The 18,770-nt window shown below is 42.8% G+C and carries 8 protein-coding genes and 4 pseudogenes; 8 read left to right on the top strand and 4 right to left on the bottom strand.

The features are described 5' to 3' along the window. The first annotated feature begins 111 nt into the window (after window positions 1–111). The 4 genes and pseudogenes from M2387_RS24225 (at window position 112) to M2387_RS24240 (ending at window position 4,878) form a co-directional block, all read left to right on the top strand. A complete protein-coding gene (locus M2387_RS24225) occupies window positions 112–996 on the top strand; it encodes a MalM family protein (RefSeq protein WP_259053181.1) in 885 nt (294 codons plus the stop codon). A 74-nt stretch (window positions 997–1,070) separates the two neighbouring features. Next, the gene (locus tag M2387_RS24230) at window positions 1,071–2,135 is read left to right on the top strand and encodes a LacI family DNA-binding transcriptional regulator (protein WP_259053182.1); all 1,065 of its coding nucleotides are present in this window, start codon (window positions 1,071–1,073) and stop codon (window positions 2,133–2,135) included. A 442-nt stretch (window positions 2,136–2,577) separates the two neighbouring features. Continuing rightward, window positions 2,578–3,316: pseudogene (locus M2387_RS24235) on the top strand (transposase); the annotation flags it as partial. A gap of 164 nt (window positions 3,317–3,480) precedes the next feature. Next, window positions 3,481–4,878: pseudogene (locus M2387_RS24240) on the top strand (IS1182 family transposase). A 251-nt stretch (window positions 4,879–5,129) separates the two neighbouring features. Here M2387_RS24240 and M2387_RS24245 read toward each other — a convergent pair. After that, window positions 5,130–7,469: a glycoside hydrolase family 9 protein gene (locus tag M2387_RS24245; RefSeq protein WP_259053183.1), complete on the bottom strand. Its 2,340-nt coding sequence runs from the start codon at window positions 7,467–7,469 to the stop codon at window positions 5,130–5,132. Window positions 7,470–7,916: 447 nt separating this feature from the next. On the opposite strand from M2387_RS24245, the gene M2387_RS24250 reads away from it, so the two are divergent. Then, the gene (locus tag M2387_RS24250; protein WP_259053184.1) at window positions 7,917–10,637 is read left to right on the top strand and encodes a glycoside hydrolase family 3 protein; all 2,721 of its coding nucleotides are present in this window, start codon (window positions 7,917–7,919) and stop codon (window positions 10,635–10,637) included. Between the two features lie 254 nt (window positions 10,638–10,891). Here M2387_RS24250 and M2387_RS24255 read toward each other — a convergent pair. Together M2387_RS24255 and M2387_RS25985 are read right to left on the bottom strand one after the other, a co-directional pair. Then, window positions 10,892–11,992 (bottom strand): annotated as a pseudogene (locus M2387_RS24255) (IS3 family transposase). A 117-nt stretch (window positions 11,993–12,109) separates the two neighbouring features. Further along, window positions 12,110–12,679 (bottom strand): annotated as a pseudogene (locus tag M2387_RS25985) (MDR/zinc-dependent alcohol dehydrogenase-like family protein); the annotation flags it as partial. Window positions 12,680–12,795: 116 nt separating this feature from the next. On the opposite strand from M2387_RS25985, the gene M2387_RS24265 reads away from it, so the two are divergent. Continuing rightward, a protein-coding gene (locus M2387_RS24265) for an IS3 family transposase (protein WP_259053186.1) occupies window positions 12,796–13,916 on the top strand; the annotation gives its coding sequence in 2 pieces (ribosomal slippage) (window positions 12,796–13,054 and window positions 13,054–13,916; 1,122 coding nt in all). A gap of 512 nt (window positions 13,917–14,428) precedes the next feature. On the opposite strand, the gene M2387_RS24270 is transcribed toward M2387_RS24265, so the two are convergent. Continuing rightward, window positions 14,429–15,562 (bottom strand): RepB family plasmid replication initiator protein, encoded by a 1,134-nt coding sequence (locus tag M2387_RS24270; RefSeq protein WP_259053187.1) that lies wholly within the window; start codon window positions 15,560–15,562, stop codon window positions 14,429–14,431. Window positions 15,563–16,576: 1,014 nt separating this feature from the next. On the opposite strand from M2387_RS24270, the gene M2387_RS24275 reads away from it, so the two are divergent. Then, window positions 16,577–17,782 carry an AAA family ATPase gene (locus M2387_RS24275; protein ID WP_259053219.1) on the top strand — a complete coding sequence of 402 codons (1,206 nt, stop codon included), beginning with the start codon at window positions 16,577–16,579 and terminating at the stop codon, window positions 17,780–17,782. Further along, the gene (locus M2387_RS24280) at window positions 17,779–18,744 is read left to right on the top strand and encodes a ParB family protein (RefSeq protein WP_259053188.1); all 966 of its coding nucleotides are present in this window, start codon (window positions 17,779–17,781) and stop codon (window positions 18,742–18,744) included. The genes M2387_RS24275 and M2387_RS24280 overlap by 4 nt, the downstream gene beginning before the upstream one ends. The last annotated feature ends 26 nt before the right edge of the window (window positions 18,745–18,770 follow it).

The following is an 18,770-nucleotide window of genomic DNA, read 5'->3' on the forward strand; positions in this document are numbered from 1 at the left end:
AGTAACATCAAAGCGGCCCTAAGGACCGCTTTGCTTTATCATAAGCGTATCAAAAAAATTTTCAGAATCATCTCTTTAGATTATTATTTGTTATAAAGGTATATGTTAGTTATGAAAATTAAAAAACAGTTTGTAAATTTATCACTATTATTAATGAGTATAATTATTTCTGGCTGTCAGCCATCGAAGATATCAAATAGCCAGGAGAAAGAATACGCCGGACAGATATTACAACAAATTGAATCTGCTAAAAAAAACCTAGACTCAAAGCAAGCCATCCACAAATTTAGCGATATTAAATATGAATCTCTTGGGAAAAATGGCACATCAGTAAAAATCGATGAGAAGAGTCAAGTCTATTCATTTGAATCAGGTAAAAGTTATATTTCCGCATATGTTTTAGATAATAATAATATTAATGAAATCAACTTAACCTCTCCATTGGATTTTAGTATTTTCATTCCTTCAGTGATTATTCTTGATGAAAAATATAATATTATTAATTATATTAAAAGTAGCAATTTTCCATACACCAAGACCACATTCGGCAACAGCCTTTATAGTGGTTCATTTTCATTACCGGATGGTTATGAAAAACTGTATATAATAGTATATACAACATCAGAAGACAGTAATAAAAACACTCTGATTGATAGTGATTTATTGCAGAACAGCATGCGCTATGACCGAGTTTCTGATGTTGGCAAATATTTAAGGCAGACGCTACCACATTCTCCCATCGGGCATATAAATCTAAATATCATAAAAAATGAAAGCGACAGCCCCCCCCCACAAAAAACACCTATTTGCCAACTGAACCAGCCCGGCTATTCATCTGATTTGAGCGAACAAGAATATTATAAAAACATTAGAGAATCTCTATCTATCAATGACTATAAAAAAGCGATAAAATATGTTCGCCTGGCTGAGTGTAACGGCTATAAAAAATCTAGAGATGTATTTTTTTCTATAATCTCAGAGAAAGAAAAAATATAGTGGAATAGATATCTTAAATATCATACTCTTACGTGAAAATATCAATGGCTTTGTTAAATTAATTAAGGTGTAACGTGAAAAAACCCAAGATGAAAACAGCAACAGTTTATGATATTGCTCGCATTGCAGGTGTTTCAGTCAGCACCGTATCCAGAATATTGACAGGATCGGCTAAAGTCTCAAAAGATAAGCGTTCTGCTGTTGAACGAGCAATAGAGGAGTTAGATTTTCGACCTAATCTGATGGCTCAATCATTAAAAAGCGGCCAATCAATGACATTAGGTGTACTCACACAGCATCTGGATAGCCCCTTCACTAATGAAATGTTGCGTGGTGTAGAAAAAAATCTTGAAGGAACTGGCTATGTTCCAATTATTGTCAGTGGCCACTGGAATCCTCTGCAAGAACTTGAACGCATACAATTATTAATTGACCGTCGTGTAGACGGTATCATTATTTTAACAGGGCATGTCAGCCAACAACATCTCATAGAGCTATCTCTTCAGGTACCTATAGCTGTCGCAGGGCATGATATCAATACAGAAAGTATTCGCTCATTTAATGTTAACAATCGTCTTGGAGGTTATTTGGCGACTCAGCATTTATTAGAGTTAGGACATCGTAAAATTGCTCATATTGTTGGTGAAGCCAATCAAAACGATGCGATTGAACGCCTACTTGGCTATCGCCACGCGCTAAATGCATCAGGTATAGAGTACGACAATAATCTTGTTATCCAAGGTGATTTCACCGAAAAAGGAGGCCGTCAGGCGATTAAACAACTGCTAGATAATAATACTGATTTTACAGCTGTCTTTTGTGCTAATGACCAAACTGCATATGGTGCAATTTTGGGAATTAAAGATGCTAACCTTGAAATACCTGATGATATTTCAGTGATCGGTTTTGACGACCTTCCTTTCTCAACATACAGTAATCCGCCATTGACAACGATCAAACAGCCCATCTATGAGACCGGTGTTAAACTGGCTGAATCATTACTTAATTTAATTAATCGCCGTATAAACAAATCTGCCTGTGAAAAAGAATCATCACTCCCTGACTTATATATCATTAGCCGACAAACAACTAAAACAATGGAGATAGATATTCAAAATGCTGAGCATACTTTAGATTAACCCTTTCCAAGAGATATCAACCCATCTATGCAACTATGAATCAAGCAAATACAATATGTTCAAAATATTTTTGAACATTTCAATTTTTTGTCATCTCCCGGCATCCATATCTGGTTAAATCAGAGAGCTCGGCATTCTTGATGACTTCGGACACATTCTTCCGGAGTCTGGTTATTCAACTATTAATGCAGGTTCAAATGATAGTATTCCTGTCACCAGTGTTCAATTTTCTCCTGAGAATCTCCCACGGCACGTATTCATGCATTCATCTCGCAGGCAGTTATTGAATGGCTCGATAAAGGCATTATCCTTATGCTTTACGGAGCAAATTCATCGCTAATCCCCAAAAAAATCGGTGTGTTCATAAGTAGTGACCAGCCCATCATTGATTGATACACCATTATGTTAGTCATGTCTTCATTAGCAACGTGAGGACATCTCCATGGAAAAGTATTTTTCTGACGAACAGATCATCAGTATTCTCCGCGAGGCCGAAGCCGGGTTTAAGCCCGTGAACTCTGCCGTAAGCACGTCATCTACGACACTACCTTCTACACAGGACGTAAAAAGTTTGGCAGTATGGAAGTGCCGGAAGTTAAGCGTCTGAAGACTCTTGAAGAAGAGAACTCCCGTCTGAAGAAGCTGCTTGCTGAAACAATGCTGGACAAGGAGACTCTTCAGGTGGCCCAGGGCCGAAAGTACTGACGACAGGCCAGAAGCGAGAAACGGCCGTTGTGATGTGCGACGCGGGGGTCTGTCGCAACGTTGTACCTGCAGACTGACTGGTTTGTCGCTGTCAACATGCCGTTATGAGACGCAGCGCCAGGCAGTTGATGCACATTTATCCGGACGTATCACTGAACTGCTCTTGAACGCAGGCGTTTTGGCTGCCGGCGTATATGGTCTCTTCTGCGACGTGAAGGTGTTCACGTTAATCACAAGAGGATATACCGACTTTATTGTCTTATCTGCAAGGCCTCGGTGTAAGTGTAGACGACGCCGTAAAGGCCTGGCAAGAGAGCGTCTGCCGTTGCAGTGTCCGGCGGTACCTAATCTGATCTAGTCAATTGACTTTGTCATGGATGCCCTTTCCAGCGGTCGCCGGATCAAGAGTCTGACCGGTGTGGATGATTTCACCAAGGATTGCCTGATGCTCAGCGTTGCTTTCGGGATTTTAGATCTTCAATTACTGGCAGAGCCCAAAAAGCCGATAACCACGGCCATCGGACGTGGTTTCAGACTGATGACAAAGTCCTGGCCAGGACCTCTTTCTAATAAGGTCAGTGCAATTAACGGACTGACTGCCATGCTTAAAGAACCCTCTTCCCAGCAATATCAGATTTAAATGGTTACCCTCGAAGAGCTGGTACCTAAAGACCATTTGGTTAGTAAAATTGATGCCGCTATCGATTTTGAATTTATCCGTGAGGCTGTCGCTCATCTGTACTGTCCTGATAACGGCAGACCCGCCGTCGACCCTCTCCGTCTGATTAAAATTGTGCTGCTGGGCTATCTCTTCGGTATCCTCTCCGAACGTCGCCTGATGAAAGAAATCCAGGTCAATGTGGCCTACCGCTGGTTCCTGAGAATGGGCCTGACAGAGAAAGTTCCTGATGACTCCACACTAAGTCAGAACCGTATACGCCGCTTCAATGGAGTTGATATCTTCCAACATATTTTTGACCGCATCATGGAGCAGGCGCTGGGGCAGCGAATGGCAAACGGCCGAGTCCTCTATACCGATAGCATCCATCTGAAAGCCGATGCTAATCCTCGCAGGCTGTCAACGAACTGCTCCAAGTGGGGGTTAGCGAGTACCTGAATGAGATGAACGCTGCCATGGAGGCCGACAGGAAGACACACGGAAAAAAGCCGCTGGTCGTCGCTAAGACCGACCCGAAAATACCGGGGCATTGAAGAATACCAAAGTGAGTACTACCGACCCGGAAAGTGGTTTTATGCACCGGGACAATAAACCGAAAGGCTTCTTCTGGCTTGACCATCGAACCGTGGACGGAAAGCACGACATCATCACCGACACCTTCGTTACGCCGGGCAACGTGCATGACAGCCAGCCCTTTATCGGGCGTCTTAAGCGGCAGATGGAACACTTCGGGCTGGATACCGTGGCGGTGGGCGTGGATGCAGGCTACTTCACCTAGGCGGTATGCCATCTGACACAGGAGATCGACGTTGCCCTGGTGCCGGGCTACAGGCGTCCGAGCAAAGGCCAGAATACCTTCCAGAAAAAGCACTTCCGTTATGACTCCTACGCGACCTTTACCTCTTCCCGGCAAACAGCGAACTGAACTCCAGCACCACAGACCGCAACCGTTATCGTCACTATCGTTCAGACAGAACAGTGTGCGGGATATGCCCGGAGCGTGAAAAATGTACGCAAAACCGTCAGATGCAGAAAACGATAACACGGCATGTCTGGGAGGAAGCGAAGGAGAAAGCAAATGCCTTGCGGCTGACGAAATGGGGCAAAAAAGTGTACGCACGGCGTAAAGAAACGGTAGAACGGAGCTTCGCAGATGCGAAACAACACCATGGTAACCGGTATACGCGGTTCCGTGGTCAGATGAGGGTACAAATGCAGTGTCTGCTGGCTACCACGGCGCAAAATATGAAGAAGATGGCGCTGCTGGTGCTTCTTTGCCTACTTTTTATGTTGCAGGGTTCACTTATGATGCGAGAGATGATGAAAAGTGGTGTTCGGAGAACGGTGATAGAGGGTTAAGGTAAAAATATCGCGATCGCGACCTTCAGTCGCTCTAAAAGAAGACTCCTACCAAAAAAGTAGGGTTAGTCAGCAGTCTGTAACCACGTCCATAGGAAGTGGTTTTCAGTTAGAAATAAAATACCGCAACATTATCTGTTGCGGTATGATGATAAAACGTATTTAATTTCGTTATAACCGTATGTATGGATCAATCTCAAATGCGCTATTCGAAATGAATACAGTTCATATTTAGTTATTTTTCACGAAAATTACTTATTTAAATACCCTTCATCTAAATAGCTAACAGTCCAAAAGAAAGGTGCATTCCAGTTTGTAGTCACTTCATTCAATGTCCAGGCACCAATTTCATCTTTCCAGCATGTTTGTCCAGTACACTGTCCTTTAAGCCCTGCAGCAATAGGATCACTAAAACTCATTGAATTTGGCCCACCAGAAAGCACCCCTGGCGGAACAAGCGGTGATGATGGGTCAATTTGATGTGCCCAGAATCTATGATGTGGATTTTTAAGCTGTCTAAATCCATAGCCTGAAACATATGACTGATCTAATGGGTTACGTCCAAGAATATAATCCATGGCATCAGACATCGCTTGTACATATTGACGATCACCAGTGAAATCATGTGCAAGCCCAAGGAAAATACTACGGTTCATCAAATTAGAGTTAGAACCCCAAGGATACTCTGCTGCCGTGTAGGGGATCAGGTAACCTTCATTTTCAATGCTTGCAGTATATGCATTAGCAGTATTAATGATATTTTTTCTGGCTTTTGCAACATCTTCAGAACGCAATTTATTTGGAACTAAGGCTAGCGTTATTGTACCTGCACTCGAGAGATCCTGCCAAAAAAGATCACCAGTTGCATTGATATCACCTTTTGGAGTTTGTAAGTAATAAGGGGAGCTTTTCACAGCCTCAAGATATTCTGCTTTCCCTGTAGTCACAAAGAGTTCAGCAGCAGCCCAGTAGAATTCATCATCCAGCTTTGTATCATCATATGGTCCTGAACCAACAAAGTTGTCATAAGCATAAATATCTGGATGTTTCTTAGCTGATTTCCAAGCTTTTTCTGCCGCAGTTAAACATTTTTTAGAATAAGCTGAATCAGTATCTTTCCAAATACGGGCGCATTGTGCTGATGTTGCTGCAAGATTCAAAGTCGCTGCGGTGCTTGGATGACTCAAATAACGAGGCTGAGGATCTTTATGCGGAGGTAATGGCATACCAGTCCATGCTTCGTCTGCTACTTTATGGAATACGAGTCCTGTAGCATCGATCTCAGTGAGTTTGAGAGATTCAAGATTAGCAGATTGATCACCGACCGGAACCCAAGCTTTCTTACCGTCAGGTACTTGCATTGCTAACATAAAATCCATCATCCAACGAGCTTCATCCAGAAGATCATTCTGTTTATTACTGTTTTCTGGAATTTTCACTTTACCATCAAAAAAAGCACTTGCTTTGTTATTGCGCGCATACTTCTCATGTTCATGAAAATTCATTAATGTCCAAGCTGATATGCCACCATTAACTACATATTTACCATGGTCACCTGCATCATACCATCCACCTGTAACATTCAGCTTATAATCGCAACCAGGCCACTTATTACCTTTAGCATCTGTTTTATTAAAACAAGTTACAGTTTCGTTTGGATGTCCTGCCGGACGAGCAAGATCAGCACGCTGGACATATTTTTCTTCAATAGGAATACCGCTGCGTTGTTGGTAAAAGAAAGAAAGTGCATCATATTTCATAGGTTCATAAAGCTGAGAACTGATATTAAATGGATGACTCTTTTTTCCATCAACAAGTAGAGTTAGTCCGTTTTTTTCCTCAGTAAATTCACTGAAATCAATAATATGTACTTTCTCATTTGAAGCACGGTTTAGTCCAAATGGTTTTGTTTTTCCCTCAGCGACTTGTGTTCCTTGATTATTGAGCAAAGACCAAGTCAAAGGTACTTCAGACTCACTCACCATCGTTGCTCGTTTCATAGCATGTGGAGCGTAACCGACTTGGTTCACTCTGATGCTGGCAAAATCAGTCACTTTTTTTAATCTTGGGCCTTTTAAAGAGACATTGCTGATACAAACAGTGGTTGGCGTTAAAGCACCCAACTGCAGCTGAAACTGTGCTTTTTCATCTGCTGATTTAGGTATGAATTTGAAATTGAAGTCTTTTCGTGTTTCGTTTAGCTCAACATCCTGGACTAAGTAATTAGTGTAGGGTTGACCATCTTGCTGTACTAACACTTTAACATTAATAGGTTTTTTAGCAAACGCGCTAAAATTCAGGGTGTAAGATTGATCCTGAGCTAAGGGAATACCTGACTGCGCAAAGATAACATCCCAAGGATTTTCCCCGCTATCAGTAAAGGTTAAGCATCCCATATTATCTTCGAGAACCAACTGTCCCCCGGATGCCCACCACCCATCAGTATTCTTAATAAAACTGCCATTATTCACTAATTCTTCAGCTGGCCCGCTGCTCGCATCTGTAGAACGCTCATTGCTATTCACACACCCATGCAAAGCCAAAAGGCTTGAGAGTATTAATGATAGCTTACTGACTCTACCCATTATCATTTCACATTCCCCGAATTGATGGTTCTTAAACCTAATAGTTCGAAACAATGAAACATATAGAAATCAACTCCTATTTCATCGATTGGTAGCGCAACTGGAACAACTTTCTAGTAAGTACAATAATTGGCGGGATTATCTTGTCGTTTGTATTGAGTAGAAAATTCATACAAGTAGTGAATTCAAAAACAACTCTCCTCCAACTCTGCGTCATAGGTTGCTCCCTTTAGATAAGTCTCAATCTCATCATATCTACATCTGCCATCTCTTTGAAATCGGTTTCTAAAAAGTGGTTCTATATTTGTGATACCCCTCTCTATTTGTATAGATTCATCAATAAAACCCCATCACAACATAGATCGCGACGATACTTCATGCTTTTATACCCCAACATGACATTCACACGTCAATATGAAATCGATTTCTTAAATATGTCTATGAGGTTTATGAATGAAAACAATACTGGTGGCAAACTGTATTTTTTTTACCCTAATTACCCAAAATATCGCTTGGGGCTCAACGGAAATAGCCCCTGCGCCTTACTTTCCTGAATGGCCCGTAGTTCAAAGTGAAATAGCAAAAGATAAGGACGTTGAAGAACAAGTGAAAACACTTCTGGAAAATATGACCCTAGAAGAAAAAATTGGTCAAATGCTACAACCTGATTTCCGAGAAATAACACCGGAAGAAGTAACTAAGTATAAAATTGGCTCCGTCCTGAATGGTGGAGGTGGCTGGCCTGAAAATAATAAGCATGCCTCCGCTTCAAGCTGGGTAATTGAATCCGACAAGTATTGGAATGCGGGTAAAAAAGCGTATGAAGGGCGTGGTTTCAGTATTCCTTTCATGTGGGCAACAGATGCAGTACATGGCCATAATAATGTCTTTCAGGCTACTCTTTTCCCACATAACATTGGTTTAGGCGCTGCACATGATCCTTCTTTAATTTACAGAATAGGAAGAGCTACAGCACTGGAAATTGCAGCGACAGGCCTGGATTGGACATTTGCACCTACCGTTGCGGTTCCTCGAGATGACCGCTGGGGGAGAACGTATGAAGGATATTCTGAAGATCCTTCCATAGTTTATGCATATGCACGAGAAATGGTCAGGGGTCTACAGGGCTCCGCGGCTGATTTAAAAGGACAGTACCATGTAGTGTCTACCGTTAAACATTTTGTCGGTGATGGTGGCACTCTGCACGGTGTTGATCGTGGTGATACTTATTATTCAGAAGATGACCTGCGCAATATACACGCTATAGGATATTTTTCCGGTTTAGATGCAGGCGCACAAGTAGTAATGGCTTCATTTAATAGTTGGAAGAATGATAAAAATTCAGCCAAAGGTATACAACCAGATATTTTATATAACGACAAGTTACATGGTAGTTATTATATGCTGACAGAAGTCCTAAAAAATAAAATGGGCTTTGATGGAGTTGTGATATCAGACTGGAATGGCCATAGTGAAATAGCAGGTTGCAGTATGGGTAAATGTGAAGCAGCGGTATTGGCCGGAGTTGATATTTTTATGGTGACTGCTCGTCAGGACTGGATACCATTTCGTGACAGTATACTCGATGGTGTTAAGAATAAATCTATCCCTATGTCAAGAATTGATGATGCTGTTAGCCGTATTCTTAGAATGAAAATTCGAGCTGGAATGTGGGAAAAACCAATGCCATCTCAACGTGCAGTGGCTGGAAATCAAAACATTCTAGGCAATCCAGATCATCGTGCTTTAGCCAGGGAAGCAGTACGTAAATCATTAGTGTTACTGAAAAATAGTAATCATATTTTACCTCTTAATCGTGAACAAAATGTTTTGGTTGCAGGCAGTGCTGCAAATGATGTTAGCAAACAAATTGGCGGCTGGAGCCTCACATGGCAAGGAACAGAAAATACATTATCCGATTTCCCTGGTGCAATGACTATTGCTGATGCTGTTGAGAAGACCGTCGGGGAAAAAAATATCATCACCTTGGAGTCTAATGAATTCGACCTTAAAAGAAAGCCAGATGTAGCAATTGTGGCTATTGGTGAGGATCCTTATGCTGAATGGTTAGGTGATATTTCTGATAAAAAAACGCTATCATATTCTGAAATGAAAGACAGTTATGCATCGGACCTTAAATTATTAAAACAACTTAATGAGGCGAAGATACCTACAGTAGTTATCTTCTTGTCTGGTCGTCCACTTTATGTGAATCCAGAGATCAATCTTGCCGATGCTTTTGTTGCTGCATGGCTGCCAGGAACAGAATCAGAAGGGATTACGGATGTTATTTTTCGTGATATAAATAATAATATTAACTATGATTTTCAAGGGAAACTATCATTTTCTTGGCCCGCTAAAAAATGTGCAACAACTATCAATTATGCCCCAACTAATATTCCTAACTGGCATCGACCTAAATTTGAACAGGAGCCAAGTCAAGAAAATACTCTTTTTGAGTTCGGTTATGGTATGACCTATCAATCTATTTTAACTCCATCTGAAAGTAGCTTAGATAACCTACCACTTGACCTTCGCCAACTTGGTTGTCTGGAATCTGAGCAAGAGAAGTTACAGATTGCAACTACTGCCCTCGATTTATTCGGTGGAAAACAAAATACAGAGCATCGCTTAAGAATTGGAGATGAAAGTAATTGGACAGGGACCGAAGTTTCAGTCAATGGCGAGTCGGTTATGAAATATATTCGTGTTCGTCCAATCGATTATAAAAGACAACAAGATGCCCGAGAAGTGACATTTATGGGAACGAGTAAAGATACAGGCGCATCAATTCAGATCCAAACAATAAATGTTAAAGGTATTGATCGTGGGAACTATCTAAGAGCAGATAGTAACTTGATGATCACCCTACGTATCCATAAACAGCCAGACCGAAAAATGGAAATAGGTGTTCAATGCGGTTGGCCATGTGCGTCTTCTGTAGCGATCAATGATACCCTGAACGCTTTACCAATGAATGAATGGAGGACAATAAGTATACCGTTAAGTTGTTTTAAAGAAAAAATGGATTTCTCCAAAACAAATACGCCATTCATTTTAACGACTACAGCAAATGCAAAAATTGATTTAGGTTCTGTAAGCTGGGTGCCACGCAATTTAGTTCTAGAACTAAAAGATATCTATCAAGTTAATTGTGATGAAACAGTTAGATAAACTTCATCATATTTTCATTCATTAATGGGAGTCTGATAGTTACCAAATTTTTACGCAGGTTACTATCAGATTTTATACTTCCTAGATTACTCTTAAATAATACTGATATCTTACTTTCAATTCTCCGTCATCTGATTTATTCCGGACTATAGTCTTATTAACAGAACCTTGTGAGTATCCCAGCTTTAGTTCCACACACTTTTTGAGATATTCGATTTTCTGTGACCCTAGCCCAAAATCAGTGCAGTGCTAAATCAGAGATCTTCGTCTTTCTGGAGACTTCGGATAAATTCAGCCGGAGTCATGCCATTTAATGATGAATGCGTTCTCTCATGATTGTATTCTCTACGCCAGTTGTCGAGTTTCTCCTGCACATCTTCCAGCGATAAAAACCAGTGAATGTTCAGACATTCGTCCCGCAAACTGCCGTTAAATGACTCAATAAACGGGTTATCTGTTGGTTTTCCAGGGCGGGAGAAGTCCATAGTAACACCGTGCTCCATACGCCCATTTATCCAGACTTTTCGAAATAAACTCACTGCCGTTATCCGTCTGAATACGCACCGGCAGGGGGTTATCCAGCAACCGAATCGCTTCCATTACTCTGACCACATCGTCATCTTTCAGCGATTTTCCGGCATGGATCGCCAGGCATTCCCGACTAAAATTATCCACTACAGTCAGCGCCCGAAAACGCCGTCCGTTAAACAGATTATCCGACACAAAATCCATACTCCAGCACTGATCGACATGCGTCAGAACCGGGCGCTGCTGACGATGTACTGCGCTGACATGCCTGCGAGAACGTTTCCGACGAAGATGAAGGCCTTCCAGACAATAAATCCGGTGCGTTTTCTTATGGTTACCCCGCCAGCCTTCCCGCCGTAGCTGGACATGAATACGTGGACAACCGTAACGTATACGGGTTTCTGCTATCTCCCGGATACGCATCGTAATCGCACGATCGTCACGCCGACTCTGCCAGTGGTAAACGGTTCTGCTCTGCATCAGCAGACTACATCCCCGCCGGACGCTGATACGATAAGCTTCCCGCAGAAAATGTACCGCCTGGCGCTTATGAACCGGCCTCAGAACTTTTGTTTAAGCACTTCCTGTAGCATTTCTTTATCCAGACTCAGATCGGCAACCAGCCTCTTCAGCCGCTGGTTTTCATCCTCCAGCTGGCGCATTCGCCATAATTCCGTCACGCCCAGACCGGAAAATTTCTTCTTCCAGTTATAAAAAGTGGCTTCAGAAATGCCCATCTTTCTGCAGACTTCCCCAGCGCGGGTGCCGGTTTCGGCCTGTTTCAACGCAAACGCAATCTGTTCTTCGGTATAACGGGTCTTTTTCATGGCAATGTACCTCCCGCTGAGATGGAAGAAAGACCGGATACTTCAGTTTAGACTGGCATTGTTTTCAGGGGGAAGATCAGTTGCACGAGCCATTTCTACAGGATTCAGTGTGATTTAAAACAACTCATATCCGCGTAAGGCCAGATGCTTACCAAGAATATCAAATCGGCTGTCGAGCACGCCATACTGGAAGAACATGCCTTGAGGCCATAACCTAGGTCAGCTTTGCCCGTCCGTGTCGCCGCAGGATCAAAACAATATGGGCGCCCGCACCATCTGTTGTACTATTGATTTCAGCAACCATATCCTGCTCCACAGTAGCAATGACGGTGGCGACATCTGCTTTGAAGAGCATTTCGATTTTTTCAAAGGTGTGCGTCAGCGCAATAGTTTTTGCATCCAGCATGTTACCCATCTGTATGGCAGCCAGGCTCACGCATCTCAATGCCGCGTGGATTACGGCTTGAAGGTTGCCATATTCAACCAGCGCACCATAGGCGGTCACATACATCATCCAACTTACGGCAGTTTCCTCGAATGAAAGATTTTCAGGATGCTTACGACAGCATTCACCGATGCATTGACCAGTTCGCCGTACATGCCGTATTCATTAAACATGAATGAATGTATGACGCTCAAAAGATCTCCACTAGCAAATTCGTCAATATTCTCACCAACTGCCTGCACGGTAAGACCAACCACATGTACGCTAATCTTTACTTCACCTGGTGCTGACCTGCTCCCCATTGATTAATACACCGCGATGTTAGTCATGTCTTCATTAGCAACGTGAGGACATTTCTATGAAAAAACGTTTTTCTGACGAACAGATCATCAATATTCTCCGCGAGGCCGAAGCCGGGGTTTCCGCCCGTGAACTCTGCCGTAAGCACGCCATCTCTGACGCCACCTTCTACAAATGGCGTAAAAAGTTTGGCGGTATGGAAGTGCCGGAAGTTAAGCGTCTGAAGACTCTCGAAGAAGAGAACGCCCGTCTGAAGAAGCTGCTTGCTGAAACAATGCTGGACAAGGAGGCGCTTCAGGTGGCCCTGGGCCGAAAGTACTGACGACAGACCAGAAACGGGAAGCGGTAGTTGCGATGTGTGATGCGACGGGTCTGTCGCAACGTCGTGCCTGCAGACTGGCTAGTTTGTCGCTGTCAACATGCCGTTATGAGGCTCAGCGCCCGGCAATTGATGCACGTTTATCTGGACGTATCACTGAGCTGGCTCTTGAACGCAGACGTTTTGGCTACCGGCGCATATGGCAGCTTCTGCGACGTGAAGGTGTTCACGTTAATCACAAGCGGATATACCGGCTTTATCGTCTGCAAGGCCTGGGTGTAAAGCGTAGACGACGCCGTAAAGGCCTGGCGACAGAGCGTCTGCCGTTGCAGCGTCCGGCTGCACCCAATCTGACTTGGTCAATGGACTTTGTCATGGATGCCCTCTCCAACGGTCGCCGGATTAAGTGTCTGACCTGTGTGGATGATTTCACCAAGGAATGCCTGACGCTCAGCGTCGCCTTCGGGATTTCAGGTCTTCAGGTGACACGTATTCTGGACAGTATTGCATTGTTTCGTGGTTATCCTGCGACGATAAGAACCGATCAGGGCCCTGAGTTTACCTGCCGGGCGCTGGATCAGTGGGCATTTGAACATGATGTGGAATTGCGGCTTATTCAGCCGGGTAAGCCGACACAGAACGGATTTATTGAGAGCTTTAAAGGGCGCTTTCGTGATGAATGTCTTAATGAGCACTGGTTCAGCGATATCATTCACGCCAGATCAATCATTAATGACTGGCGGCAGGACTATAACGAATACAGGCCCCATTCAGCACTGAGTTATCAAACGCCATCAGAATTTGCAGCAGGCTGGCGAAACGGGAAATTTGAAGGTAAACAAACCGATGTTACTAACTGAGGGTTGTATCTAATATTGGGGGCAGGTCAGTGCGGATACCACTACATCAATAATTCCCAGTTCTTCTGGACCACCAGTACGGTTAGAAGTAACAACTTTAGACATATTCAGCTCTCGTTAGTTAGCGGTATATCTTCATAAGAATGCTGAAGAGGTGCCCGAATCGTTTGAGAATAATCTGTCCACTCCCGGTTACCAGAGACAGTCACGATTAGATTTTTATAACTGTTTTCGGTATGCCACAGGAGGAAGATGTCTAAGTGATTATAATTGCCGTTGATAGCATATCTAACAATTAGTGCCGTTAGTAGCATACGTAATGCCGCTAACAGCATGTCTATGTACCGTTCGTAACATACTTAACTGAATAATTACCGCTGACAGCATACGTAAAGAATCTCAAATAGGTTTGATAACCTGTATCCGTCTTCAATATAGCTGAGATTACCGCTGGTAGCATATGTTTTGCCGCTGGCAGCATATAGAGACAAGTATTTACCGCTGGCAGCCTATCAAACAATCTTCAGGCTATTGTTGAGGATCTCAATGAGTTTGATGTTCTCTGGTGTAAGATTTTGGGATAATTCAGCTATCTTATTGATTAAATTCTGTTTCATATCAAAAACATTATCCTTTTCTGACTCTTTCTCAGTAGGGGCTTCAAGCTTACTTTCGATAACCTTAAGCTTTGGGTTCCTGTTATGGATTTGAATATAAACTGATCTGCCGCGTTTAACTTCACTGTAATCTAAATAGCCGAGTTCCTGCAGTGACTTTAATCCATTGCGGATAGTCTGATTTTGGGAGCTAACATTGTTTGTACTCAGGTTAAGCCTTGTCCTAAGTCGGGCTAGCGATATTGGTGCAGGTTTCGTGGGAAGACTTTCAATAAAAGTATATAGCGCTTGGGCAGTCTCTTTTCTTGGTAGTTGATTGATGACCTTAAGCTGTAACAGTACTTTATGGTCGAATCGGTAGAGCTCGGAAAGCTTGGGCTCTGCGTGGAAAATGATAGTATTTTTCTGCTCGTTATAGTCGACGCTATTGATAAGGTGGACCATCAGCAATGAGATTTTATTTGAACCATCAACGTTTTTATCTTCATAGACTCTCTGAAATGAGAGCGTTGTTCTCATTATCTTCAGGAGGCTCTTTGTAAGCCGGTCTCGCAAGGTTTTACGTATCTGAGAGGAGGGATAGCCGCAGAACTTGGCAAACTTCGTTATGCTCATCTCAACGCGCCCACTCGGCTCGCCATGCTCAGCCAAAGAACGAACAACCCCTACCCACGTTTTAAAGTCATGATCCATATCCAGTCGTGGGCCTGTTATCTTGATATTAGAATAGCCTTCAGAGCGTGCGACCTCCAGCTGAACCAGTTCTTTAGAGGCATCTATTTCATTGGTATTATTTCGTTTACTATTCTTTGTGCCTTTCAGTGTAGGGACAAAGAGGCCTAATCTCATCAGGGCAATTGGCTGAACAGTGTTATTACTATTAGGGATCAGGTCACCGGTATAAAAGCTGGAATGCTCTTCGCTAAGGTCATCATCTTCTGTGGATGAATGAAGTGCTTCTTTTTCCAAAGCTTTAGATTTTGTATCTAGATCACTGTTTTCAGGGTTATTTTTCTTTTTGGCTGGCATGTGGATACCTTTCTAAAAATACCGCTGACAGCATACATGGAATTCCGCTGACAACATATGGTTGACTGCTGACAGCATACCTTAAACCGCCAGTAGCATACAGTATACCGCTGGTAGCATACGACAGTACCCTCTGAGAGCAGGCGTGGCGCGGCTCTCAGCGATCGGGGATCTTGTTTGGATCTATTATGAACTATATAGGATCTTAATAACTAGGATCTATCCGGTTGATATGTGGATAAGTTTTGATGTTTACGTCATAGCCACGTTATCAGGAAGACAGCAATAGTCCCCTAATGATCGCACGGAAAGACGTTTAACCTGATAAATCTAAATGGATAAGAGAGGATGTCTTTGCCGCTTAATTCTGATGACACTAAAAACGCACTGAACATTCCATAGAAGCAACGATATACTTTTTTCTAGTCTCTCCCAGTAATACGATTTAAAGAGCTCTACGTTGATTCTGGCTCATCTGCATCGCTATGCTCTTCTTTACACTCAATATAAGGTAAGAAAAGATAATAATAAGCAAATTGGGTCACTATAAGACGATCATTTACTCTCATGCCAGTATTAATTAACTGGGTTATAGAAAGATTGTCGTCCAAAAAATGATCATTCTTTTATCCAGAATCTGGAACACATCATCATGGACAGTAATTCTATGAACATTATTGCAATCTAGCTGATACCAAAACCACCAGTACAGCAGTGCCATAGAGTATTTAATCGAACTAACAAAACATTCTGTTGAACCATTTGTACCTGAGTCTTTTCCATATACAGAATAAAATTTACTCATATCTTACTTGTTTATTCCATTAATCTATTGATTATTAGGTATTTATTTTTTTTCGATCATTTTTCTTGGTTTTTTAATAGTACGCTTGTTTGAAATGTACAATTATTCATTGCCTTTTCTTTTTTTATTGTACGTTTCATTTATTTATGTACAATCGATTCAAGATTACATACCAATGAAGGTACAGAGTCTCTACTCGAGGAAGAATGATGAAACGAGATTACGGTGGTGTCGGTACAATAGCGTTGAGAGCCAGTGCGTTGCTGCAGGCTATGAGTCGGGATATTGAGGAACAGAGAAAAGAATTCAACCTGACTGAATATCATCAAACTTACACTCGTAATGCTGTGGCAAAGTTACCGAAGTTGAGCCGCCGTATCGTTGAGCAGTCGATGAAGGAAATGGAAGAACAGGGCTATAATTTCAATAAAAAACAGATAGGCAATGTTGAACAGTACGCTTTAACAATACAGAACGTCATTGATATCTATTCCCATCGAAAAATTCCAAAATACAGAGACTTGCATAAAGAGCCCTACGTTATCTTTGTTGTCAATCTTAAAGGTGGCGTATCAAAGACAGTCAGTACGGTAACACTGGCGCATGGACTGCGGGTGCACCAAGATTTACTTCGCCATGACTTGCGTATCCTTGTCATTGATCTCGACCCTCAGGCATCAAGCACCATGTTCCTTGACCATACTCATAGTATCGGCTCGGTACTTGAAACTGCGGCACAGGCGATGTTGAACGACCTTGATGCTGAGACTCTGCGTAAAATGGTAATTCGCCCGACGATTATCCCTGGTGTAGATGTTATTCCTGCCTCAATTGATGATGGGTTTGTTGCCAGCCAATGGGATGCATTGGTTGATGAACATCTCCCCGGGATGAATCCTTCTGAAGTTCTCCGGAAAAAAATTATTGAGCGCGTTGCTGATGATTACGACTTTATTTTTATCGATACCGGCCCTCACCTTGATCCCTTCTTGCTGAATGGGCTGGCGGCCAGCGATCTGCTGTTAACCCCTACTCCTCCCGCACAGGTCGATTTCCATTCGACGTTGAAATATTTGACTCGCTTGCCTGAAATGCTTGAGCGTCTGGAGGAAGAAGGGATTGAACCCCGGCTTAGCGCAAATATTGGATTTATGTCGAAGATGACAGGTAAGCGTGACCATGAAACCTCACACAGTCTGGCGCGCGAAGTCTATGCCAGCAGTATTCTTGACTCATCCTTACCCCGACTGGATGGGTTTGAACGCTGTGGTGAATCATTCGATACGATTATCAGCGCTAACCCGATGTCTTATCCTGGCAGTGCAGAAGCATTGAAGAAAGCCCGAACCGAAGCTGAACGTTTTACAAAAGCTGTTTTTGACCGTATTGAATTTATCAGAGGATCTGTCGAATGAAAAAGGTGTTAGCCCGTGGACGGGTACTTGGAAATAAAAGTTCTGAGTTTGCTCGGATGCTGGAAGGCGAAGGGAATGGCAGAGTCTTCACTTTAAAATCCGGCAAGCAAGCAACTTTTGTTCATACGGTGGTGTTGTCCGGAGATATCGAGTCAAAAACATTTGTGGACTCAAAAGTGAATGGGCGTGATCAGTCGATGCTGACGCCAGAATCTTTTAGCGATATCTCCCGCACGATTAAACTACAACAATTTTTCCCGGCTATCGGTCGTGAAGTGAATGGGCGCATTGAAATACTGGACGGAACTCGTCGTCGTGCTGCGTGTATTTTTAATCAGACAAAGTTTGATGTCCTGGTCACGAAAGATGAAATCAGTCTTTCAGATGCCCGTCAGCTGGCAGCGGATATTCAGACCGCGCGTGAACACAGTTTACGTGAACTGGGTAAACGTTTTGAAGTGATGTATGACAACGGTATGTCAAAGGATGATATCGCTCAGGCAGAAAACATGTCGCCTTCCAAAGTGACGCGTGCATTTCAGGCGGCAGCCGTTCCTGATGAGATGGTGGCTGTCTTCCCTGCTATTCATGATATTTCTCTGGCTGATTATCAGCTACTGCTTCAGGTTGATGACGATGCCAAGGCTAAAGGTGTATCTGTATCTGAGCTGATGGAAACTGTCAAAAAGCGGATAGCAGAGACTGAAGATGCTAGTACCGATAAGAAGAAAATACTGGCCATCATCAGAGCTGAGAGTAAGGGACTGAAGCCAGTAAAAGTTAAATCATTTGAAACTGAGAAGTTGTGTGAGTTCTCAGATCGCCACCAGTATGCTCGAAAGAAAATCGATCAGAAAAAACGCTTAGTCGTGTATGAATTTTCGCGTATTTCATCGGCTGTGCAGTCTGAAATTGATGAAGCCATCAAAAAGATCATGAGCAAAATTACTGTTGCCGAGTAGTCAATTTATACCTTGGGAGTGTGTTA

The sequence above is a fragment of the Klebsiella sp. BIGb0407 genome (genome assembly GCF_024807845.1).
GTDB lineage: Bacteria > Pseudomonadota > Gammaproteobacteria > Enterobacterales > Enterobacteriaceae > JGM124.